The 23,499-nt window shown below is 30.2% G+C and carries 25 protein-coding genes; 24 read left to right on the top strand and 1 reads right to left on the bottom strand.

Translation table 11 applies throughout. The annotated features are described in order from the left end of the window. Positions 1–2: 2 nt before the first annotated feature. The 21 genes from EG57_RS0218525 to EG57_RS0218415 all read left to right on the top strand — a co-directional run bounded on the left by EG57_RS0218525 (position 3) and on the right by EG57_RS0218415 (position 20,047). On the top strand, positions 3–263 hold the full coding sequence (locus EG57_RS0218525; RefSeq protein WP_007062687.1) for a CBO2463/CBO2479 domain-containing protein: 261 nt from the start codon (positions 3–5) through the stop codon (positions 261–263). Beyond that, the gene (gene prdB, locus EG57_RS25955) at positions 256–981 is read left to right on the top strand and encodes a D-proline reductase (dithiol) protein PrdB (protein ID WP_084572267.1); all 726 of its coding nucleotides are present in this window, start codon (positions 256–258) and stop codon (positions 979–981) included. The genes EG57_RS0218525 and prdB (EG57_RS25955) overlap by 8 nt, the downstream gene beginning before the upstream one ends. 78 nt (positions 982–1,059) lie before the next feature. Beyond that, entirely contained in the window at positions 1,060–1,815 is a 756-nt protein-coding gene (prdD, locus tag EG57_RS0218510; protein WP_032078628.1) for a proline reductase cluster protein PrdD, read from the top strand. Between the two features lie 9 nt (positions 1,816–1,824). Further along, complete coding sequence (locus tag EG57_RS0218505) at positions 1,825–2,295, top strand: glycine/sarcosine/betaine reductase component B subunit (RefSeq protein WP_032078627.1); 471 nt, start codon at positions 1,825–1,827, stop codon at positions 2,293–2,295. Between the two features lie 3 nt (positions 2,296–2,298). Beyond that, on the top strand, positions 2,299–3,306 hold the full coding sequence (locus tag EG57_RS0218500) for a proline racemase (protein ID WP_032078626.1): 1,008 nt from the start codon (positions 2,299–2,301) through the stop codon (positions 3,304–3,306). 127 nt (positions 3,307–3,433) lie between these two features. After that, positions 3,434–4,318, top strand: coding sequence for a TSUP family transporter (locus EG57_RS0218495; protein WP_032078625.1), 885 nt, complete (start codon positions 3,434–3,436; stop codon positions 4,316–4,318). Between the two features lie 445 nt (positions 4,319–4,763). Continuing rightward, on the top strand, positions 4,764–6,065 hold the full coding sequence (prdC, locus tag EG57_RS0218490; protein ID WP_032078657.1) for a proline reductase-associated electron transfer protein PrdC: 1,302 nt from the start codon (positions 4,764–4,766) through the stop codon (positions 6,063–6,065). A gap of 20 nt (positions 6,066–6,085) precedes the next feature. Next, entirely contained in the window at positions 6,086–8,188 is a 2,103-nt protein-coding gene (gene prdA / locus EG57_RS0218485; RefSeq protein WP_032078624.1) for a D-proline reductase (dithiol) proprotein PrdA, read from the top strand. A gap of 9 nt (positions 8,189–8,197) precedes the next feature. Further along, positions 8,198–8,458 (top strand): CBO2463/CBO2479 domain-containing protein, encoded by a 261-nt coding sequence (locus EG57_RS0218480; RefSeq protein ID WP_032078623.1) that lies wholly within the window; start codon positions 8,198–8,200, stop codon positions 8,456–8,458. Then, entirely contained in the window at positions 8,458–9,183 is a 726-nt protein-coding gene (gene prdB, locus EG57_RS25950) for a D-proline reductase (dithiol) protein PrdB (RefSeq protein ID WP_084572266.1), read from the top strand. The genes EG57_RS0218480 and prdB (EG57_RS25950) overlap by 1 nt, the downstream gene beginning before the upstream one ends. A gap of 106 nt (positions 9,184–9,289) precedes the next feature. Continuing rightward, positions 9,290–10,051, top strand: a complete 762-nt coding sequence (gene prdD / locus EG57_RS0218465) for a proline reductase cluster protein PrdD (RefSeq protein ID WP_032078620.1) — start codon at positions 9,290–9,292, stop codon at positions 10,049–10,051. 22 nt (positions 10,052–10,073) lie between these two features. Continuing rightward, positions 10,074–10,550 carry a glycine/sarcosine/betaine reductase component B subunit gene (locus tag EG57_RS0218460; RefSeq protein WP_032078619.1) on the top strand — a complete coding sequence of 159 codons (477 nt, stop codon included), beginning with the start codon at positions 10,074–10,076 and terminating at the stop codon, positions 10,548–10,550. Further along, a complete protein-coding gene (locus tag EG57_RS0218455; protein ID WP_032078618.1) occupies positions 10,547–11,554 on the top strand; it encodes a proline racemase in 1,008 nt (335 codons plus the stop codon). The genes EG57_RS0218460 and EG57_RS0218455 overlap by 4 nt, the downstream gene beginning before the upstream one ends. A gap of 110 nt (positions 11,555–11,664) precedes the next feature. Further along, positions 11,665–12,540, top strand: coding sequence for a sulfite exporter TauE/SafE family protein (locus EG57_RS0218450; protein ID WP_032078617.1), 876 nt, complete (start codon positions 11,665–11,667; stop codon positions 12,538–12,540). Between the two features lie 153 nt (positions 12,541–12,693). Continuing rightward, complete coding sequence (locus EG57_RS0218445; RefSeq protein WP_032078616.1) at positions 12,694–13,305, top strand: DNA-3-methyladenine glycosylase; 612 nt, start codon at positions 12,694–12,696, stop codon at positions 13,303–13,305. 22 nt (positions 13,306–13,327) lie between these two features. Beyond that, on the top strand, positions 13,328–13,573 hold the full coding sequence (locus EG57_RS0218440) for a GIY-YIG nuclease family protein (RefSeq protein ID WP_032078615.1): 246 nt from the start codon (positions 13,328–13,330) through the stop codon (positions 13,571–13,573). Between the two features lie 79 nt (positions 13,574–13,652). Beyond that, entirely contained in the window at positions 13,653–14,720 is a 1,068-nt protein-coding gene (locus EG57_RS0218435; RefSeq protein ID WP_029162468.1) for a mannose-1-phosphate guanylyltransferase, read from the top strand. Between the two features lie 242 nt (positions 14,721–14,962). Continuing rightward, positions 14,963–16,198, top strand: coding sequence for a nickel pincer cofactor biosynthesis protein LarC (gene larC, locus EG57_RS0218430; RefSeq protein ID WP_414629354.1), 1,236 nt, complete (start codon positions 14,963–14,965; stop codon positions 16,196–16,198). 79 nt (positions 16,199–16,277) lie between these two features. After that, on the top strand, positions 16,278–16,973 hold the full coding sequence (gene larB / locus EG57_RS0218425) for a nickel pincer cofactor biosynthesis protein LarB (protein ID WP_414629353.1): 696 nt from the start codon (positions 16,278–16,280) through the stop codon (positions 16,971–16,973). A gap of 167 nt (positions 16,974–17,140) precedes the next feature. After that, complete coding sequence (locus tag EG57_RS0218420) at positions 17,141–18,523, top strand: radical SAM/SPASM domain-containing protein (RefSeq protein WP_032078613.1); 1,383 nt, start codon at positions 17,141–17,143, stop codon at positions 18,521–18,523. 255 nt (positions 18,524–18,778) lie between these two features. Continuing rightward, entirely contained in the window at positions 18,779–20,047 is a 1,269-nt protein-coding gene (locus tag EG57_RS0218415) for an ABC transporter substrate-binding protein (protein WP_032078612.1), read from the top strand. Between the two features lie 141 nt (positions 20,048–20,188). On the opposite strand, the gene EG57_RS0218410 is transcribed toward EG57_RS0218415, so the two are convergent. Beyond that, positions 20,189–21,307: a glycosyltransferase family 4 protein gene (locus EG57_RS0218410; protein WP_032078611.1), complete on the bottom strand. Its 1,119-nt coding sequence runs from the start codon at positions 21,305–21,307 to the stop codon at positions 20,189–20,191. A 166-nt stretch (positions 21,308–21,473) separates the two neighbouring features. Between EG57_RS0218410 and EG57_RS0218405 the strand changes: the two genes are divergently transcribed. From EG57_RS0218405 to EG57_RS0218395, 3 genes are read left to right on the top strand one after another with little or no spacing between them, the layout of a single operon-like run. After that, positions 21,474–22,481 carry a CotS family spore coat protein gene (locus EG57_RS0218405; protein WP_032078610.1) on the top strand — a complete coding sequence of 336 codons (1,008 nt, stop codon included), beginning with the start codon at positions 21,474–21,476 and terminating at the stop codon, positions 22,479–22,481. Between the two features lie 26 nt (positions 22,482–22,507). Next, positions 22,508–22,711 (top strand): hypothetical protein, encoded by a 204-nt coding sequence (locus EG57_RS0218400; RefSeq protein WP_032078609.1) that lies wholly within the window; start codon positions 22,508–22,510, stop codon positions 22,709–22,711. Between the two features lie 21 nt (positions 22,712–22,732). Then, complete coding sequence (locus EG57_RS0218395; protein ID WP_032078608.1) at positions 22,733–23,494, top strand: spore coat protein; 762 nt, start codon at positions 22,733–22,735, stop codon at positions 23,492–23,494. Positions 23,495–23,499 lie beyond the last annotated feature (5 nt).

Raw genomic sequence — 23,499 nt, 5'->3', positions numbered from 1 at the left:
ATATGGACTTAAAGTACGGTGATCAGGTAAGAGAAATGCAGGGAGTCATTGTAGAAGTAACTGATGGTTCTGTTGCAATAGACTTCAAGGGTAGACTTGGTTATTTAAAAATACCTAATAGAATGATAATATCAGACTATCCTATGAAAGTAGGACAAGAAGTGGGATTATACATGACTTATGTAGAAGTTCTTTCTGATAAAGTTAATGAGAAGTATATAAGTAATATAGAAAAGAGAAAGGAAGGTAATAGCAATGAGTAAATCTGTTGTTAAAGGCTTACAATCAGAAGTATTTGTTCCTATAACACCAAAACCAGTTTGGGCACCTGTAGAAAAACCATTAAAAGATATGGTTATTGCACTTGCAACAGCAGCTGGAGTTCATGTTAAAACCGATAAAAGATTTAATTTAGCAGGAGATACAGGATTTAGAAGAATACCAGGAGACGTTAATTCCGATGATTTAATGGTATCACATGGTGGATATGATAACTCTGATGTTAATAAAGATATAAACTGTATGTTTCCTATTGATAGATTAAGAGAGTTAGCCGAGGAAGGTTATGTTAAGGGAGTTGCACCAACTCATATCGGATTTATGGGTGGTGGTGGAAACGTAAAAGTTTTCACAGAAGAAACAGGTCCAGAAATTGCTAAAATTTTAAAAGATGAAGGTGTGGATGCAGTTCTAATGACCGCTGGATGAGGAACTTGTCACCGCTCTGCAGTTTTGGTGCAGAGAGCAATCGAAGAGGCTGGAATTCCTACTATAATTATAGCAGCATTGCCTCCAGTAGTTAAACAGACAGGAACTCCAAGAGCAGTTGCTCCAAGAGTTCCAATGGGAGCTAATGCAGGTCAACCACATAATATTGAAATGCAGACAGGTATAGTTAAGGATACATTAGCTCAGCTTGAAGTTCTTCAATCAGCTGGTAAGATAGTACCATTACCTTATGAATATACAGCAAAAGTTTAAATAGTAATCATAAACCAGAAACTATTTTTTAGTTTCTGGTTTATAATAACCTGTTAATTAAGATAAGGGTGTGTTAATTTGGAGAGAGAAATTAGAAGGCTTGTTATAAAAACTTTTCATATACAAAAGGTAGAATTTGCAGAAAAAACATATGTAAAAGATGGAGTTTTATATATAAGAAACAATATAGAAGCTGATGTAATAGACAATGAAGAGTTAGTGCATAGTTTAAAGTTAAAAATTATACAAAGTAATGAACATGATATTTTTGTGAATTCTATAATGGATTTTTCTCCTATAGCAACTAAGGTTTTAGGTAATTTAGGAGAAGGAATAACTCATGTTTTAACAGGAATAACTGTTATGCTTACAGGAGTAGATGAAAAAGGAATACAAGTTGCAGAATTTGGTTCTTCAGAGGGTATATTAAAAGAACAAGTTAAGTTTGGTAGAAGAGGAACTCCTTCAGAGGATGATATAATAATAAATATAGATGTAACATTGAAAGATGGACAAGGTACAAATAGGCCAGGACCTATGGCTGCGCACAGAGTATGCGATAAGATAATCATGGAGATAAGAGAGTATCTAAAAAAGATGAATGGAAGATTCTGTGATGAAAAATATGAGTATTTTGACAAGATAAAACCTAATAAGAAAAAAGTAGTTATCATAAAACAAGTTGCAGGACAAGGCTGTATGTATGATACAGGTGTCTTAGGTAAAGAGCCTGGAGGATTTATTGGATGTAGATCTATTATAGATATGGGAAATATGCCAATGGTATTAAGTCCTAATGAATATAGAGATGGTGCTTTAAGAGCCATGAATTGAGGTGATACTATGGGAATTGGACCATCTACTAAAGAGACTACATTACATCATTTTAGAGATCCATTGGTAGAAATTGTAGATAATGATGGAGATGTGGATCTTCTTGGAATTATAGTAGCAGGAACGCCTCAGGAAAATGAAGATAAGGTATTTGTTGCTCAGAGAGCAGCAGCTTGGGTTGAAGCTATGAGAGCAGATGGTGTTATTGTGTCTATAGATGGATGGGGGAACAGCAATATCGATTTTGCTACTGCTGTGGAGGAAATAGGTAAAAGGGGAATTCCAGTTGTAGGAATGAGCTTTGTTGGAACTCAAGCACAGTTTGTAGTTACAAACAAATACATGGATACTATAGTTGATTTTAATAAATCCACAGAGGGGATAGAAACAGAAGTTGTGGGTGAAAACAATATTGTGGAATTAGATGCTAAAAAAGCTTTAGCGTTCTTAAAATTAAAAATGAAAAATAGGGAGGAATAGAAAATGAAAGCAACAAAAGTTATTAATACAGTAGAATCTCATACTATGGGTGAACCAACTAGAATTGTAACAGGTGGAGTGCCTAAGATTCCAGGAAAAACTATGGCTGAGAAAATGGAATATATGGAAAAGAACATGGATTATTTAAGAACTATGTTAATGCTTGAACAGAGAGGTCATAATGACATGTTTGGTGCTATTTTTACTGAACCATGTGTAGATGAAGCAGATATTGGGGTTATATTCATGGATGGCGGTGGATATTTAAATATGTGTGGTCATGGATCTATTGGATCAGCAACTTGCGCTGTTGAGATGGGAATGGTACCAGTTACAGAGCCATATACAGATATAGTTTTAGAAGCTCCAGCTGGAATTATTAAAGCTAGAGTAAAAGTTGAAAATGGTAAAGCAAAAGAAGTCTCAATAGTTAATGTAGCAGCATTTCTTTATAAGAAAGATATAGAAGTAAATGTACCTGACTTTGGAAAGCTAACTTTAGATATTTCTTTTGGAGGAAGTTTCTTTGCAATGGTAAAAGCTTCAGATGTAGGAATTGATTTAATTCCTAAAAATGCACAACAACTTAATGATCTTGGAATGAAAATTATTCATGCAGTTAATGAACAGGTAGAGATCCAACATCCTATATTAAAGCATATTAAAACAGTTGATCTTTGCGAATTCTATGCTCCTGCAAAAAGTGAAGATGCAGATGTTCAAAATGTAGTAGTATTTGGTCAAGGGCAGGTTGATAGATCTCCATGTGGAACTGGAACAAGTGCCAAGTTAGCTGATTTATATGCTAGAGGAGAAATAGAAGTTGGTGGACAAATAGTAAATGAAAGTATAATTTGTACTAAATTCATAGGAAAAATTTTAAGTAAAGCTAAAGTAGGAGAATTTGATGGTATAATCCCAGAAATAACAGGAAGTGCATATGTTACAGGGTTTAGCCAGTATTTAGTAGATCCAGATGATCCAGTTAAACATGGTTTTATATTAAAGTAAAAATATGCAAAAAATTCAAAAATAAAAATATAAAAAATATTAAGAAAATTATTGCAGTGAGGCCATAATATATATTACAATATACATGTAATATTAAAAAATATAATAGAAAGAGGGGGAAGGTATTATGTTAGTTAAAGTAGTGTCCAGTTTACTCATACTCTTAACAGGTTATTTTACAATAGTATTTTTAAGAGATTATCTTAAAGCATCTAAAGAGGGTAACTTAGAAAGTTCAAACTTTTTGGCATTAGGTGGTGTTGGATTTATAACAAACTTTTTTGACACACTGGGTATAGGAAGTTTTGCTCCTCTTACAGCATTATTAAAATTTTTTAAACTCACACCTGATAGAACAATACCAGGAACACTTAATGCATCTTGTACGATTCCAGTAACAGTAGAAGCTCTAATATTTATAACAGTTATAAAAGTTGAACCTATAACTTTATTCGCAATGCTTATTTCTGCTACTATAGGTGCTTTTATAGGAGCTGGTATAGTTTCAAAACTTGATGAAAAAAAAGTTCAACTTGGAATGGGAATAGCATTACTTATAGTTGCACTAGTAATGTTAGCATCACAATTAAAATTAATGCCTGTAGGTGGAGACGCTATAGGACTTACAGGAATAAAACTTATTATAGCTGTAATTGCTAACTTTATACTAGGAGCTCTTATGACACTTGGAATAGGTTTATATGCACCTTGTATGGCATTAGTATTTGCACTTGGAATGAGTCCCAAGGTAGCATTTCCTATAATGATGGGTTCTTGTGCATTCTTGATGCCAGTAGCATCAGCTAAATTTGTTAAAGAAGGAGCTTATGATAGAAAAGCTTCTATGGCAATAACTTTATTTGGATCAGTTGGAGTTCTAATAGCAGCTTATATAGTTAAGAGTCTTCCTTTGAATGTTTTAACTTGGCTGGTAATATGTGTTATCATATATACATCTATAGCTATGTTTAGATCTGCTAGTAAATCAAAGGATTTAGGAGCACAAGCGTAATTATTTAATAAATAGCCATATACAAGATAGATTCTCTTGTATATGGCTATTTTTATTTTAATTTCCAGTGTCAAATTATTGACACTGAATTTATATATATTTTCGCATATTGTATGACTTTAACTAAAAATTAACGAATGGTGTCAAAAAACAATACACTATTTGTCAGAAAATAATACACTTTGCCATAAGAAAACCTTTAACATAAAAAAATATAATATAAAAAAATCGTTGTATTTGCATATTTTATAACAAAGTAGCGCAAAATAAATCATTGGCATGGAAATTGCTTGAGTATTATTGTGTATAAGAAAAACTTATTTAGTACAATATATACTATTAATTTATATAATAGCAAACATTATATAAATTAATAAAATGTTGAAAGGAGGGAATGTTGCATTCTGCTAAACTAAGTGTAGTAGATTTAAGACGACAGTACGTTATGGTGAATTTATTTAATTTTCCTCTTAAAATGCACGTTGGTGCGCCTGATGTTCCAGTAGTAAAGGAAGGTAAGGAAGTAAAAAGAGGCGAATGTATTGCAGAACCCAATGGATTGGGAGCGAAAATACACACAAGTGTTTCAGGAAAAGTAGTTAAGGTTACAGATACTGAAATAATCGTTGAAGCAAATGATGCTCAAACAGAAGATTATGTAAAAATCAAAGAAACTGATAGCATAATCGATACAGTATATGAAGCAGGAATAGTTGGAGCTGGTGGAGCTGGCTTCCCAACTCACATAAAATTAAAAGCTGAAATTCCAGATGGATATATCATTGCTAATTGTGTTGAGTGTGAACCAGTATTGAATCATAATATAACTTTATTAGAACAAAACCCTGAAATTGTAATTAAGGGTATAAAATATGCAATGGAAGCTACAGGAGCTCCAAAAGCATATATGGGAATAAAAGCTAAAAACACAAAAGCTATATCTTCTGTAAAAGCAGCACTAAAGGGTGAAAGTAATATAGAAGTTAAGGAACTTAAAGATATCTATCCTATGGGAGAAGAAAGAGCCCTTATCCATGCTATATTTGACAAATGGCTTGAACCAACACAACTTCCATTAGAAGCAAAATGTGTTGTTTTAAATACAGAAACTTTGGCTAATATAACTAGAGCAGTAGATGATAGAAAGCCTGTCATAGACAAAGATATTACAATAGCTGGTAAATTAAACAGTGGAAAAGAATCAAATGTATTTTCCCAAGTACCTGTTGGAACTTCAATAAAAAGCCTCATAGAAAAATGTGGTGGTATAGATGGAGAATATGGTGAAATCCTAATAGGAGGACCATACACAGGAAAAGCACAAGATTTGGAAAAAGCTGAAGTTACTAAGATTTCAGGTGGAGCTATTGTTACTATTCCATTCCCAGAATATAAAGATAAATTAGGACTTCTTGTTTGTGCCTGTGGTGCTAATGAAGAAAGACTTAGAGATATAGCATCTAAAATGAAATCAGAAGTAGTTGGTGTCACAAAGTGCAAAAATGTGGAAGAAATAAAAGGTGCGAACAAATGCAAAACTCCAGGTACTTGTCCTGGACAAGTGGCTGGTATTATGTATTTAAAGAGACTTGGTGCAAAAAGAGTACTAATTTCCAATTGCAGCGATTGTTCAAACACTGTAATGTGTTGTGCTCCAAAGACTGGACTAGGAGTATATCATCATACAGATCATGTGTTTAGAACAGTTGATTATAAATTAACTAGAAGACTTTCAATTGATAAATAAAAAAGAGGAGGATACGATAAATGTCAATGAGTGCAGAACACGCAGAACAGCTAAAAAATGAAGTTGCTGTTGTATGTTGTAGAACAGAAGAAGGAACAATAATTTCAGCAAGCAATCTAGAGGATCCAGCTATATTCCCTGATATGGTGGATTCAGGACTTTTAACTATACCAGAAAATAGCTTTAAAATAGGTGAAGCTATAGGAGCTAAATTACTAAAAACTATAGATTCACTTACTCCATTAACTCCTGATTTATTAGAAGGAGCTAAGACAATGGTTTCAGAAGCAAAGGAAGAGAAAAAAGCAGCTGAATTAACTCAAGGAGATGTAAAGGCTGTTTTGAAGTATAACAAAAAAGCAGGGGACATTATATCAGCTGAAGATTTTGAAAACCCAATTAATTTTGAAAAACTTGAAGATTCATTATTATTAAAACTTGATGAAAAAGTTTTATCAAGAGAAGAAGTAATTGGAAAGACTTTAAAAGTAGAAGCACCAGCATTAACTGCTGTAACAGCTAGTATGCTAGAAGGATTTGAAGAAGAAGTAGTAGTAGAAGCACCACAGCCAGTAGCATCTGTAGCTGGTGGAGTTTTAAAGATCAAAATAGCAGAAGGAAAAGGAATTGACATTGAAGTACCTTTAGGTGTAGGTTCAATGGCAGCTCCAGTGGCAAAAGCACCAGTAGCAGTAAAAAATCAAAGTATTGCTAAAGAAGAAAAAACTGTAGCAACTCAGGAAGTTAAACTTGAAGAAAAGGTTATAAGAACTCTTACAAGAAAACATTTTAAAATTGATAAAGTAGAGTTTGGACCAGAAACAAAAATTGAAGGAACAACTCTTTACATCAGAGAAAATGTTTGTGATGATGCTGTAAAAATAAACAAATTAGTTAAAGAAATAAAAGTTGATATAATAACTCCAGATAAGTATAACACTTATAGTGAAACAATAATGGACGTTCAACCAATAGCTACTAAAGAAGGAGATAACAAGTTAGGTTCAGGTGTAACTAGAGTAATTGATGGTGTTATAGTGATGGTTACTGGAACAGATGAAAATGGAGTTCAAATAGGAGAATTTGGTTCATCAGAAGGTATACTTGAAGAAAACATCCAATTTGGAAGACCAGGAGCACCTGATAAGGGAGAAATCTTCATAAAAACTCAAGTAACAATAGCTGCAGGAACTAACATGGAAAGACCAGGTCCTCTAGCTGCTCACACAGCTACAGATTTTATAACACAAGAAATCAGAGATGCATTAAAGAAAATTGACGAATCTTTAGTAACAAATACAGAAGTATTTGAGCAAAAGAGAAGACCAGGAAAGAAAAAAGTTATTATTGTTAAAGAAATAATGGGTCAAGGTGCTATGCATGATAACCTAATATTACCAGTTGAACCAGTAGGAGTACTTGGAGCAAAACCAAATGTTGATTTAGGAAATGTTCCTGTAATGTTATCACCACTTGAAGTTGCTGATGGAGGAATTCATGCATTAACTTGTATAGGACCTGCATCAAAGGAATGTTCAAGACATTATTGGAGAGAACCACTTGTTCATGAAGCTTTAAATGATCCAGAATTAGATCTTTGCGGAGTATTATTTGTAGGAAGTCCACAAATCAATAATGAAAAATTCTATGTATCAGAAAGAATGGGAATGATAGTAGAAGCTTTAGATGTTGATGGAGCTTTTGTTACAACAGAAGGATTTGGAAACAATCACATTGACTTTGCAAGCCATATTGAACAAATTGGTATGAGAAATATTCCATGTGTAGGATTCTCATTCTGCGCAGTACAAGGAGCTTTAGTTGTTGGTAACAAGTATATGAAGTACATGGTTGATAATAACAAGTCAGAAGCTGGAATTGAAAATGAAGTTTTAAGCTGTAATACATTATGCCAAGAAGATGCTATAAGAGGAATATCAATGCTTAAATCAGCTATGGGCGGAGAAGAAGTTAAAGCTTCAGAAAGAAAATGGAATGCAAATGTTAAAGAAAACAATTTAGAATTAGTTGAAAAGACTACAGGAAGTTCAATAACAAGAGTTGAAAATGAAACTGCTGTTCCAGTAAGCCAAAAGAGACTTGAAAAATATTCAACAAAGTAGGCGCTTAATATGGATTTAAAATATGGTGATAAAATCATTGAAATGCAAGGCATAATTGTAGAAATACATGATGGATGTATTGCAGTAGATCTTAAAGGAAGACTGGGATATTTAAAAATACCAATGAGAATGCTTATAACAGACTATCCTTTAAAGATAGGTCAAGAAGTTGGCTTTAAGATGAGTTTTATAGAAGTTTTATCAGAGGAAGCTAATGAAAAATATGTTAGCAATATAGATATAAGAAATAGAAAGGAAGGAAAATTATAATGGATTTAACAATGGTTAAAGGATTACAATCAGAAATATTTGTTCCTATAACTCCACCACCAGTTTGGGCTCCTGTAACAAAAGAGCTTAAAGATATGAAAGTAGCTATAGCTACAGCTGCTGGAGTACATTTAAAATCTGATAAGAGATTTAATTTAGCAGGAGATTTTACATTTAGAAAAATACCAGGAGATGCGCCATCAAGCGAACTTATGGTATCACATGGTGGATATGATAACGGAGATGTTAATAAAGACATCAACTGCATGTTCCCAATTGATAGATTAAAAGAGCTTGCAGAAGAAGGATTTATAAAAGAAATAGCACCAACTCACATAGGATTCATGGGTGGTGGTGGAAACCAGGAAAAATTCAAGAATGAAACTGGTCCAGAAATCGCTAGAATCCTTAAAGAAGAAGGCGTAGATGCAGTTCTAATGACAGCTGGATGAGGAACTTGCCACCGCTCTGCAGTTTTGGTGCAGAGAGCAATCGAAGAAGCAGGAATACCTACAATATGTATCGCTGCTTTACCACCAGTAGTTAAACAAACAGGAACTCCAAGAGCAGTTGCTCCAAGAGTACCAATGGGAGCTAATGCAGGAGCACCACATGATATTGATATGCAAACAGCTATAGTTAAAGATTCACTAGTAGAATTAACTAAGATAACTACTGCAGGAACAATAGTTCCACTTCCATATGAATATATAGCAAAAGTTTAATCAGAAGTTAGAAAATAGTAACTATAATATAGGAACTAGGAACTAAAAACTAGTTTCTAGTTCCTATATATTAATATTTTTTATTAAAATAAACGTGGTGATATATATGGAGAAGCAAATAGAAATCAGAAGATTAGTTATAAAGACTTTTCACATAACAAAAGTGAAGTTTGCTGAAAGAACTTATATAGAAAATGATGTATTGTATTTAAAAAGTGATATACAAAATGGAATATCAGTAGATGAAAAACTTATAAAACATGTAGAAGTTAAAATCATAAATCCTGATGAACACAATATATTTGTGAATTCAATAATGGACTTTTCTCCAATAGCTGTAAAGGTATTAGGAAAAATAGGAGAAGGTATAACTCATATACTTACAGGAGTAAATGTGATGCTTACAGGGGTAGATGAAGAGGGAATACAAGTTGCAGAATTTGGTTCTTCTGAAGGTATACTAAATGAGCAAGTTGTATTTGAAAGAGCTGGTACTCCAGCTAAGAATGACATATTAATTCATATAAATGTTATTCTGAAGGCTGGTAAAGGAACAAGCAGACCAGGCCCTATGTCAGCACATGAAGTTTCGGATAAGATAATTAGTGAAATAAGAAGTAGATTAAAGCAATTAAGTGGAAGAGTGTGCGACGAAAAGTATGAATATTTTGATAAGATAAAGCCTGGAAAGAAGAAAGTAGTTATTATAAAGCAAGTTGCTGGCCAAGGCGCTATGTATGATACGGGACTTTTAAGTAAAGAACCAGGTGGATTTGTAGGATGCAGATCTATTATAGATATGGGTAATATGCCTATAGTATTAAGTCCTAATGAATACAGAGATGGTGCATTAAGAGCCATGAACTAAATGAAATAGGAGGATATTTACTATGGGAATAGGACCATCTACAAAAGAAACAACATTACATCATTTTAGAGATCCATTGCTTAATATAGTTTCAAATGATGATGATGTGGATCTTTTAGGAATTATAGTAGCAGGAACACCACAAGAAAATGAAGATAAGGTGTTTGTTGCACAAAGAGCAGCATCTTGGGTTGAGGCTATGAGGGCAGATGGAGTCATAGTATCTATTGATGGTTGGGGGAACAGTAATATTGATTTTGCTACTGCCTTAGAGGAGATAGGAAAAAGGGATATTCCAGTAGTTGGGATGAGCTTTGTAGGAACTCAGGCACAATTTGTAGTTACTAATCAATATATGGATACTATAGTAGATTTCAATAAATCAAAAGATGGAATCGAAACAGAAGTTGTGGGGGAAAACAATGTAGTAGAGCTTGATGCTAAAAAAGCTTTAGCATTTTTAAAATTAAAAATGAAAAATAAGGAGGCACAAAAATGAAAACAACAAAAACAATATTTGCAATAGACTCACATACTATGGGAGAACCAACAAGAATAGTGGTAGGTGGAGTACCCAATATCCCTGGAAAAACAATGCCAGAAAAGAAAGCTTATCTTGAAGAAAATTTAGATTATGTAAGAACAGCTATAATGCTTGAACCAAGAGGACATAATGATATGTTTGGTTCAATAATAACACAGCCAACAACTGAAGAAGCTGATCTTGGAATAATATTCATGGATGGCGGCGGATATTTAAATATGTGTGGACATGGTTCTATAGGAGCTGCAACTGTAGCTGTAGAAGAAGGTATGGTCGAAGTAAAAGAACCAGTAACAAAAATTACTTTAGAAGCTCCAGCAGGATTAGTTAAAGCAAATGTTAAAGTAGAAAACGGAAAAGCAAAAGAAGTTTCTATAGTTAATGTACCAGCATTCCTTTATAAAAGAGCTGTAGAAGTAGATGTACCTGAAATAGGTAAAGTAGAAATGGATATATCTTTTGGCGGAAGTTTCTTTGCTATAGTTAAAGCTGAAAACTTAGGAATAGACATATGTCCATCAAATGCACAAAAAATAATAGAAATAGGAATGAAAGTTATAAAAGCTGTTAATGAACAAGTTGAAATACAGCATCCAACACTTCCACATATAAAAACTGTAGATTTATGTGAAATATATGGACCTGCTAAGAGTGCTGATGCAACTTTACAAAATGCAGTTGTATTTGGACAGGGACAGCTTGATAGATCACCATGTGGAACTGGAACTAGTGCTAAATTAGCAACACTTTATGCAAAAGGTGAACTAAAAATAAATGAAGATTTTATATATGAAAGTATCTTAGAGACAAAATTTAGAGGAAGAGTATTAGAAGAAACTAAAGTTGGAGATTTTGATGCTATAATTCCTGAAATTACAGGAAGTGCATTCATAACAGGACACAATCAATTTTTCATAGATCCAGAAGATCCAGTTAAACATGGATTCATTTTGAAATAAAACCTAGAAAGTATAAAGTTATATTGAAAGAATCACAATACACTGGTATATTAATTAGGTACGTTATAATTCAACTATAAAATATTTAATAAAAATGAGGAGGCTGTGAAATGGTAAAAATAGTATTTGGTATATTAATACTTTTAATATTATACTTTGCATTCGTATTTTTTACAGACTATGCTAAGGCTGCAAAAGAAGGAAGAATTGAAAAAACAAATTTCTTAGCACTTGGAGTAGTAGGATTTATTACAAACTTTTTTGATACGTTAGGTATAGGAAGCTTTTCACCAACAACTGCACTATTGAAAGGATTTAAACTTTCAAAGGATAGAACTATGCCAGGAACGCTTAATGTAGCGTGTACTATTCCTGTAGGAATAGAAGCACTTATTTTTATAACAGTTATACAAGTAGAACCAATAACACTTTTCTCCATGTTAGCTGCAGCAACTATAGGTGCAGTAGTAGGAGCTGGAATTGTATCAAAACTTGATGAAAAGAAAATTCAACTTGCAATGGGTACAGCATTAATTGTAGTTGTAATAATAATGCTTGCACAGCAATTAAATTTAATGCCTTCAGGCGGAGAAGCTATTGGACTTACAGGCATAAAACTTGTGATAGCAGTAGTTGCTAATTTTATATTAGGAGCCCTTATGACATTAGGAATAGGACTTTATGCTCCATGTATGGCACTAGTATTTGCACTTGGAATGAGTCCTAAGATAGCATTCCCAATAATGATGGGATCTTGTGCATTCTTAATGCCAGCTGCAGCAGCTAAATTTATTAAGGAAGATGCATATGATAGAAAAGCATCTATGGCAATAACTATATTTGGATCTGTAGGAGTTTTTATAGCAGCGTATATAGTTAAAACACTTCCGCTAAATGTTTTAAAATGGTTAGTAATAGTAGTTATTCTTTATACATCAGTTCTAATGTTTAAATCTGCAATGAAAGCAAAACCTGTTGCAGAATAAGGTTAAATTATTAACAAAATAAGTAAAGAAGTCCATAATGTTGAAATTATGGACTCTTTTTTTACAATAAAATATTACTAAATAAAAAAACTAATTTAATATATAATATAACTATCAAATAAAATTTTAATTTGAGTGTTAGGGTGATATAAAATGAAAAAATTAGATAGAGATTTTTATAATAGAGATACTCTGTTAGTTGCAAAGGAACTTTTGGGAAAAGTTTTAGTACATAAAATTGATGGAAAGAAAGTATCAGGTAAAATAGTAGAGGTGGAAGCTTACAGAGGTACTTTAGATAAAGCTGCTCATTCTTATAGTGGAAAGGTGACTCCAAGAACTGAAGTTATGTATGGAAAACCAGGTGTTGCTTATGTCTATTTTATATATGGTATGTACTATTGCTTTAATATAGTTACTCGAGAAAAAGGAATGCCAGAAGCTATTTTGGTTAGAGCTTTAGAAGCAGTAGAAGGGTTGGATTATATGGTTTATAATAGATATAAAAAGCCTTATGAAAGTTTAACTAAATATCAAATAAAAAATTTATCAAATGGACCAGGAAAGTTGTGCAATGCTATGGGTATAGATAAAGTTTTAAATAAAGAGGACTTATGTGGAGATAGACTATATATAGAAGATGGATTAGATAATAAATTTAGTATAAAAACTGCTAAAAGAGTAGGAATAGATTATGCAGAGGAAGCAAGGGAGTATTTATGGAGATTTTATATAGATGATAACCCTAATGTATCTGTAAAGTGATTTTAAAGAGGAAGCTTTAATTATGAATTATGTTTATATATTACAATGTATAGATGGAACCCTTTATACAGGATATACTAATGACTTAAATAAAAGAATACAAGTACACAATAGTGGAAAGGGAGCTAAATATACAAGGGGAAGATTACCTGTTAAATTAGTATATTCTGAGGAATTCAATACAAAAAATGAAGCATTAAAAAGAGAATATGCTATAAAATTAATGAAAAGAAAAAGAAAATTAGAGCTTATTAATAGTATGAAATAAATATATAAATATATTTTCACCATTATGCAAAGTAATACATATTATAACAATATAGCAAGCATAATTTGGAGTGAATATATTGATATATGCATTAATTCTTGCAGGTGGTAAGGGTACTAGGCTTTTTCCACTTTCTAGGTCTAAAAATCCGAAGCAATTTTTGAAGGTTATAGATAATAAAAGTTTTTTAAGAAATACTGTGGATAGAATAATGCCTTTAGTAACCAAAGAGAATATATATGTGGTTACTAATAAGGAATATATAGATAAAGTATATGAGGAATTAGAGGATATAGATAAAAATAATATTTTTATAGAACCTGAAAATAAAGAAACAGCAACCTGTATAGGGCTTTCAGCAGCGAAGTTATTTAAAAAAGATCAAAATGCTACAATGATAATTTTACCATCTGATCACTATATTGAAAATGAAAAACTATTTAAAACTACACTTTCATATGCAATAGGAATTGCCGAAAAAAAAAGAGGATTAGTAACAATAGGGGTGAAGCCTACAAGGGCTGAAACAGGATACGGTTATATAGAAATGGGTGAAGAAGTAAACTCTAGTATTAAGAGTTTTAAAGTAGAGAGATTTTTAGAAAAACCTAATTCTGAAGTTGCAAAAGATTTAGTTATGAAAGGTACTTTTTTGTGGAATAGTGGAATATTTGTGTGGAGAGCAGATGTATTTTTAAGGGAAATGCAAAAATATCTTCCTAAAATGCACAAAAGCATTATGGCTATATATGATCAATTAGATACTGATAATGAAGAAAAAACTATAAGAGAACAATATAAAATTATAGATGGAATATCTGTAGATTTTGGTATAATGCAAAAAACTAGAAAAGCTTATGTTATAAAATGTGAGTTTGCCTGGGATGATATGGGCACCTTTGCGGCATTATCACGATTTTTAAAGGAATCTAAAGGCAATAGTTTTATGGGAAATGTGTTTATGGAAAATAGTGAAAATTGCAGCGTATTTGCAAATGACAGACTAATAATAACTTTTGGAACTAAGGATTTAGTAATAGTAGATGATGGAGATGTAGTATTAATTATGGATAAAAATAAAGATCAAGAAATAAAATATCTTGTGAATTTATTAAAAAATGAAAAAAGCATGGATAAATATTTATAATAAATTGAAGTACCAGTAAATAACTATGTTATTTACTGGTATTTTAATATAAAAATATAATTATTTTATTATTAACAATTTTTATCAGGTTTAGTAAGCATTTTGAATTGCAAACCTTCATAAAAATTTAAGTTTTTATTTAAATATTAAAGTTATATATGATAGAATAGCAAGTGAAACTTGATCCATTAAAGGATAAAGAAATTATAGAAGATGAATGTAAAGTTACTAGGGATGAGGAGATGAATATTTTGAAAATACTTTATTATGATTGCTTTTCAGGAATAAGTGGAGATATGCATTTATCAGCCTTGATTGATATAGGTGTAAATAGAGAATATCTTTTAAAAGAACTTTTAAAATTAAATTTTAATGATTATAAAATAGAAATAAATAAAGATAGAAGAAAAGGGATCTATGGTACTAAAGTAAATGTATTTTCTAGTAAAAGCAATGGTTGTAAACAAATGACATATGATTGCAGGAATGATAAAGAGTCTAAGTATTTCTATAAATATAGAAATTTAAAAGATATAGAAAATATGATTAACTCTAGTACTTTAAAAGAAAATGTTAAACAAAATTCTCTAAAAATATTTAAAAGACTAGTAAATGCAGAGGCTAAAATACATGGTGAATCTTTAAAAGATGCAAATATTCATGAGGTTGGAGCAGTAGATTCTATAATTTATATCGTAGGATCAGCTATATGTCTAGATTATTTAAAAATAGATAAAATTAAAGCATCTACAATAGAAGTTGGGTCTGGCTTTGTTAAGTGTGAACACGGAATGTTACCAGTTCCTTTACCTACTACGGCGGAAATATTGAAAAATGTACCAATAAGTTCAAAAGTATCTTTCGAAGCAACAACTCTAATAGGAGCAGGTATATTAGACAATTATGTAGATGAATTTACAGATAAAAAAAATTTTAAGATAACTAAAATAGGATATGGTATTGGACATAAGCATGTGGATGATATTCCTAATATTTTAAGAGTATTTGTAGGTGAAGAAGCTGAAAATAAAGAAGATGATTATTTAACAGATGAAGTCTTGGTAATGGAATGCAATATAGATGATATGAACCCTGAATTTTATGAATATGTTATAGAGCTTCTTTTTGACCAAGGTGCATTAGATGTATATATGATTCCGATAATCATGAAAAAACAAAGGCCAGCTGTAAAGCTAAATGTACTTTGTAGAATAGAACAGGAAAATAATATAAAAGATATAATATTAACTAATACCACTACATTAGGTTTTAGAAAGTATAAGGTTAATAGAAGTATATTAAGAAGAGAAATGGATAAAGTTGATACAAAGTATGGAGAGATTACTGTAAAGAGTGCCTATTATAAGGGAAATAAGATAAAAAGTAAACCAGAGTATGAAGAATGTAAAAAAGCAGCTTTAGAAAATAATATACCAATATTGGAAGTATATAAGGAAGTGTTTTCCAAAATTAAATAGAAGTGTATATAGAAAAGAGGAGAATGTTATGGATCTGAATGAAGTAAAAGAACTTTTACAAAATGTAAAAAATGGTTCAATGGATGTAGAAAAAGCATTAGAAAAGCTTCAAGACTTACCTTTTAAAGATTTAGGCTATGCTAAAATTGATAATCATAGGGAAATTAGGGTTGGATATCCAGAAGTTATATATTGTGCTGGAAAAACTGTTGAACAAATTAAGGGAATAATCGAATTTATGGTTACAAAGAAAAATAATATATTAGGAACAAGAGCTTCCAAAGAGGTATATGAAGCTGTAAAATCTATATGTCCTAAAGCAGAATATAATGAGGAAGCAAGAACTATAACTATAAAAAATAAAGAAATGGAAACTAACAGTACATATATATCCATAGTTACTGCAGGAACTTCTGATATACCTGTAGCGGAAGAGGCAGCGGTAACTGCAGAGATATTTGGAAACAAGGTGGAAAGGATATATGATGTAGGGGTAGCAGGTATACATAGGTTGTTTGATAGGTTAGAGATAATAAGACAATCTAAAGTAATTATTGTAGTAGCTGGTATGGAAGGAGCTTTAGCTAGCGTACTTGGGGGACTTGTAGATAAGCCTGTTATTGCAGTGCCTACTAGTGTAGGATATGGTGCTAATTTTGGAGGACTTTCAGCATTGCTATGTATGCTAAATAGTTGTGCAAGTGGTATAAGTGTAGTAAATATAGACAATGGATTTGGAGCAGGCTATTTGTCAAGTATGATAAATAAGCTGTAAATTTTTATATATTTAAATATAATAAAGAATTAAAGCTTAAATCAATATTGTATTTTAACAGTTTCTATAAAAGTACCCTGATATTATATAGACATAAATAAAATAAATATGTATATAATTTTATAAAGGAAACTTTATATATCACTACTTATCAGGGGGAATAATAAATGAAGGTAACTGAAAAGTTGAAAAAGGCAGCTAGAGATACCTTAGTTAAAACTGGATTAGAGTTGCTAGAGAAAAATCCTGAAAAAAATATTGATAAGTTATTTGACCTAGCAAAAAAATCCATCTGCAAAGATAAAGAGAATTTGGAAAGAATACAACAAGTGGAAGAGTACTATAATAATAATCCTGCTACTCATGAGTTCATAATAAATATTTTAAAAAATACAGATAAAAAATGTATACAGAAATTTTTTTCAAATTTTTTATCAAATGCAATATGGTATGGAATGCCTAAGAGGGAAAAGATCTTAAAGGAAAAGGATATAAAGATACCATTAGTAATACTTATCAGCCCGTCCATGAGATGTAATTTAAAATGTACTGGTTGCTATGCTGCAAATTATAGTAAAGAAGATGATATACCTTATGAAGAAGTAGATAGGATTATAAAAGAAGCAAGAGAATTAGGAATTTATTATTTTGTAGTATTAGGTGGAGAACCATTTTTTAATGAATATATGTTAAAGATATATGAAAAATATAGTGATTGTATGTTTACACCTTTTACTAATGGAACTCTTTTTAATGAAAAATTAGCTAATAAAATAAAAGAACTTGGTAATGTAATACCTATGTTTTCTTTAGAGGGCTTTGAAGTAGAGACTGATAGGAGAAGAGGAAAAGGGATATTTAAAAAGGTTATGAGCTCCATGGAATTACTTAAAGAAAAGGGAATGCTATTTGGAGTATCTACAACTGTTAGCAGAAGTAATGTAAAGACAGTTGTATCTGATGAATTCGTAAATATGCTAATAGAAAAAGGGGCTAAAATGAGCTGGTATTTCATATTTATGCCAGTAGGAAGTAGCCAAGATGTTAATTTAATGCTTACTCCTGAGCAAAGGATTTATTTAGGGAAAAGGGTTAGGCATATAAGAAATTCAAAACCTTATTTTATGATAGATTTCTTTAATGATGCTCCTTATGTAGGAGGGTGTATAGCAGGTAAGTTTTATTGTCATATAAACTCTCATGAAGATATGGAACCATGTGTTTTTGCTCATTTTGCAGTAGATAATTTGAAGAATAAAAAACTTATTGATGTATTTAAATCAGATTTTTTTAAAGAATTAAGAAGAAGACAGCCTTATAATGAAAATTTATTATTACCTTGTATGATGATAGATAACACAAATGTTATAAGGGAAGTTGTAAAAAAAACAGGAGCTAGACCTACAGATAAAGGTGCTAAAGAGATGATAGAAGATGAAGAATTTCAAAAGGCGTTAGATAAGGTAGCAGAAGAATTTAAACCTTTAGCAGATAAATCTTGGAAAGAAGATTTTGATTCTAAAGGGAATTATGATATGGCAAAAGGATAGAAATAAGCTCTAAAGATTTAAATGATTCATTAAAATCTTTAGGGCTTATTTTTGATCTATAGTAAATTTTAAGATTTAAAAGATATGGATAATTTTAAAATATAATTTACCAAGTGTACTTTTTTATATACGAAGAATAAGTTACAATATTAGTAAACCAATTGAAAAAACTAAGTAAATTTGATAATATATACTGGAAATATAATGTTAAATAAACAATAAAAATATGATACTGTTTAGTGCAGGAGAGATATTATGAAGAAAAGTATAAAATTTTTGGTTATGATCATTTTAATAGTTATAGGTGCTAATGCTGTTTCTTGCAAGAAAAATAATAGTGTATCAAACAATAGTGAGGATTTACAAGGAAAAATTACAGTATTAACAGATAAAAAGCATGAGCAACCATTAAGAGCAGCTATAGAAGATTTTCAAAAGGTAAATAAAAAAGTAAGTGTAGATTTAAAGGTTGATAATAATTCATATGGAAAATTTTCAGAAAGTGTTAAAAATAAAGATAAATCAATAGATATAGTAACAATGGATGATTCTTATGTTCAATATTATTTAGATAAATTGCCACATGGATTTTTAGATGTATCAGGAGAGATAGACAGTTATAAAAACAAACTATCAAAAAGTAAGGTGGATAACTTAACTAAAGAAAATAAAGTATATGGTTTTCCTTGGAGCACTTCTCCTAAGGTAATTTTATATAGGAAGGATATAGTATCTTCAGAGGGAATTAATATTGATGATATTAAAACTTGGAGCGATTATGTTGAAATGGGAAAAAAGATCATCAAAGATAAGGGGAAAAAGGTTCTCGGGAATGTAGAAAATGAAAATAGTGATATATACCTATTGATGGCAAATCAACTAGGGGTTTCTTACTTTAATAAAGACAATAAAGTTAATTTTAATGATAAAGAATGGATTAGAGTTGTAGATACAGTAAAAAATTTATATTCTCAGGGAATAATTTATGATTATAATTCTAAAGAAGAACTTATTAACTCAGCTAAAAATGAAGAGATAATGTCATTTGTATCAGATCCTAGCTGTGTAAGCTATTTTATGCAAAATATACCCAATGAAAATGGAAAGTGGGGAGTAATTCAATTGCCTGCTTTTGAGCCAGGTGGTAATAGAGATGTGTCTTTAGGCGGATGTAATCTAATGATAAATAACTTATCTAGCAATGCAAAATTATCAAAGGAATTTATAAAGTTTATTATAAATAATAATAAATTGGCGTTAGAATCCATGGTAAAGTATGGAGTTTTACCTGTATCTAATGATATATATAACTTAGAAAAACTTAATAAGAGTGAAGACTATTTTAATTGTAGAGTATGGCAATTACTTGTAAATACAGAGAAAGGATGTTATCAAATAAATTATACTCCTTACTTCTTTAATATAAGAGATGATGTAAAAAATTCATTAGCTCAATCCAACTTAATAAATAAAGATACAAAAGTGGTATTAGATTCTCTTCAAAAATATTTAGATAAAAAATAATGTTTAAATAATATCCATAAAACGTTTACAATGTTTTTGTTAAGGTGTATAATATGTTCATGTAAGGGTTTAATCATAGGGAATTTTAGAATATAAAATAAAATCTCTTGGCTGGGAACGGGGCAGTCAAGAGATTTTGTTTTATATTTTTAAAATGTTTTTATAAACTTTTAGAGTTTCTTCTGAGGTTTTTTCCCAAGAAAATTTAGAGGATTGATTTAATCCTTTATTAATTAATTTTTCAACTAAAGTTTTACTATTTAGTAAGCGTTCCAAGGAATCTTGGAGACTTTTTATATTAAATGGATCTATTAAAATTCCAGCATCTCCAACTACCTCTGGTATGGATGAAATGTTAGATGTTATTACAGGAGTACCACAGCTCATAGCTTCTAAAGGTGGTAAACCAAAACCTTCATACGTAGAAGGATATACAAAAACGCTAGATGCATTGTAAAATGATGGTAGTAATTCTTCTTCAACAAATCCTGTGAATTTTACATGTGAACGTATATTTAAATCATGACTCAAATCTTTGAGAAGGTGTATATCATCTTTACTAGCACCAACAATAACTAAATCATAATCTTCAGGAAGTCTCCTGTAAACCTTAGAAAAAGCCATTAAAAGAGACTTAACATTTTTTCTAGGACTAAAACCGCCTATATAAAGTATAAATGGATTATCTATATCATAATTTTTACGTATAAATCTTCTGCATCTGGATTTATCTAAAGGTTTATATTTTTTATCAGCAGCTAAAGGTGTTACAAAAACTTTAGATTCATCCATAGGGAAGAATTTTAGTATGTCCCTTTTGGAGCATTCTGATACAGTTATAATACCATCACAAGTTTCCATTATTTTAGGCATTTCTTTTAGAAATTTAATTAAATATCCATTTCCTACGGTTTCAGGGAGAATATAAGGTATCAAATCATGTATTGTAACTACTTTCCTGCATTCAATGTTTTGAGAAAGACCTATGCCATTTTGAGGGATATGATATATATCTATATTTTCATTTTTTAAATTGTTAGGAAAATAATATTGCTCAAAAAATTTATAATATTTTTTTGAAGTCATTAATATTTTTGAATTATCACTTTTAAAGCGTTCATAATTATCTCCAGACCAATACATGTGATATAGGTTTTCTTTATGAGTTTGGATCATATATTTTAAAATTTTATCAGTATAAGTTCCTATACCAGTGCCTTTATACCAGTTAACCCCCCTTGCATCAATTCCTATTTTCATATACTTATCAACCTCCATTTAATACAGATAATTTCGAGGCTATTAAAAAAATTTCAAATTTATCGTATTATATATTATTAATATTACGCTCTAAATGTGTCACTTAGCACATACATATACAATAATTCATATACTACATATATAGAATTGTTTTGGAGGAAAGAGTTTGGATACAGATAGAGTAAGAAAGCTAGTAGAACAAAGTTATGGGCTTAATGTGAAGCTCATAGAGAAGATAAAAGGTATATATAAGATTCAAACCCAAAATGGTGCTTATTGTCTTAAATTTATTAAATATGATTTTAGACACTTTTTATTTATTATATCTGCTATAAAGCATTTACAAAATAATAATTTTGAGTATATTCCAGAAATAATAAAAACAGAAAATGGAATGGATTATGTGAAACTTGAAGATAATTATGCTTATTTGAATCCATGGGTTGATTCAACAAGACTAAACTACAATGATAATAAAGATATATTAATAGCTTCATGTAAGCTGGCAGAACTTCATAAAAAAAGTAATGGATTTGAAGTTATAGCTGGAATGAATCCTAGAATAGGATGGTTTAAATGGATAGAAGTGTTTAAAACTAGAAAAAAGGAAATACGTTCTTTTAAAGATATAATAGATAAAAAACAAAGTAATACAGAATTTGATTCTATTTATTTAAGTATTATGAGAGAAGAACTTCAAAGAGCAGAAAGATCTATACAAAATCTAATAGAAACTAGATATATAGAAACTATGAGCGAAGAAATAGAAAATAGAGGATTTTGTCATCATGATTTTGCAGATCATAATATATTGAAATCTCATAACAATTTAGTAAATATTATAGATTTTGACTATTGTATATTGGACTCGCATCTTCATGATCTTAGTAGCATTCTTTTGAGATGTATGAAAAATGGGAAATGGAACATAAGTAGTACATTAAATATAATTGATTCTTATAATTCAATTAATCAAGTTAAAAAAGATGATATACCTATAATGGCAGCATTTATGGAATTTCCACAGGATTATTGGCAAATTGGGATACAGTATTATTGGGAAAAGCAACCTTGGAAAGAAGAGTTCTTCTTAAATAAGTTAAAAAGGATAATGGGAGATAGAGATCAAAAGCAAGAGTTTATAGATGAATTTAGATTTGTAAAATACCATTAATTATTATAAAGGGAGGTAAAGTGTTTATGGGAGATAAAAAAAAATCTCATAAATTTAATAACGGAAACTTAAGTAATATGGATTTAGAAGAATATAAAAATAAACTAGATGATTTAAAGAGATCTGTTAAATCTTTAGAAAAAATTAAAAAAAAGAATAAGAAAATAAAAAAAATGGAAAGAAAAAGGAAAAAAATTTTAAAGGATATGAAAAGTAAGAAGCATAAGTAATAATTCCAAGGAGGTTTGTTTGTGTATTGTAATAATGTTAATGACACATTTATAAAGTATTTGCAGTCAAAAGGAATTTATCATGTGGAAAACTTTTCAGAAAAAATTAAATATAAAAATATAAGTGTGGAAACTATAAAAAACCAAGGGTATATAATAAGTGAATTTCATGCTAGAACCTTAGGTTATACAGGATATATGAATAAGAAACTTAGTAACAATATTGGAAGAGTAGTAGAACAATATAAAGTTAATATAAAAAAATTAAATAGGGATTTAAAAAAAATAAAGCAAAATGGTGTAGACAATGAACTTGATAAGATACTTTTAAAAAATGGAGAACTTTACTTAGAAAGAGCACAAAAGTGTATTGAAAAAATCTATATGAATGATTATATAGATTTAATAATGAGAAGTACAAAGAGAGTAGAAATGTGTATTGGAAATACTTATTTTAATAATTTAAGAAAATTACAGAATATAGAAGTTAAAGATATTGAAGGTTGCTGTTACAATATGGTTGAAATGGATTTTGCTTATTTCTTAAATAAAGTTAAAAGAAAAGGATTAGAAATTGATTTTTATAGCTTAATAAATGAATTTTGTAGTTTAGAAGATTTAGATATAAGTAGTGCTAAGTTTATTTTGGCTATCATATCATATCCTTATGCATTTATGAAATGGTGTAGTAGATATAGAGATAAGAATGAAAATTTTGATGAAAAAGAATACTATTTAAAATTACAAAAATCCATAAAGGAAGATGGAAATAGCCTAATTTAAAGAGG

Source organism: Clostridium drakei (assembly GCF_000633595.2).
Taxonomy (GTDB): Bacteria; Bacillota; Clostridia; order Clostridiales; family Clostridiaceae; genus Clostridium_AM; species Clostridium_AM drakei.
The sequence above is the reverse complement of the archived record's forward strand: the minus strand, read 5'-3'. Positions and strand labels throughout refer to the sequence as shown.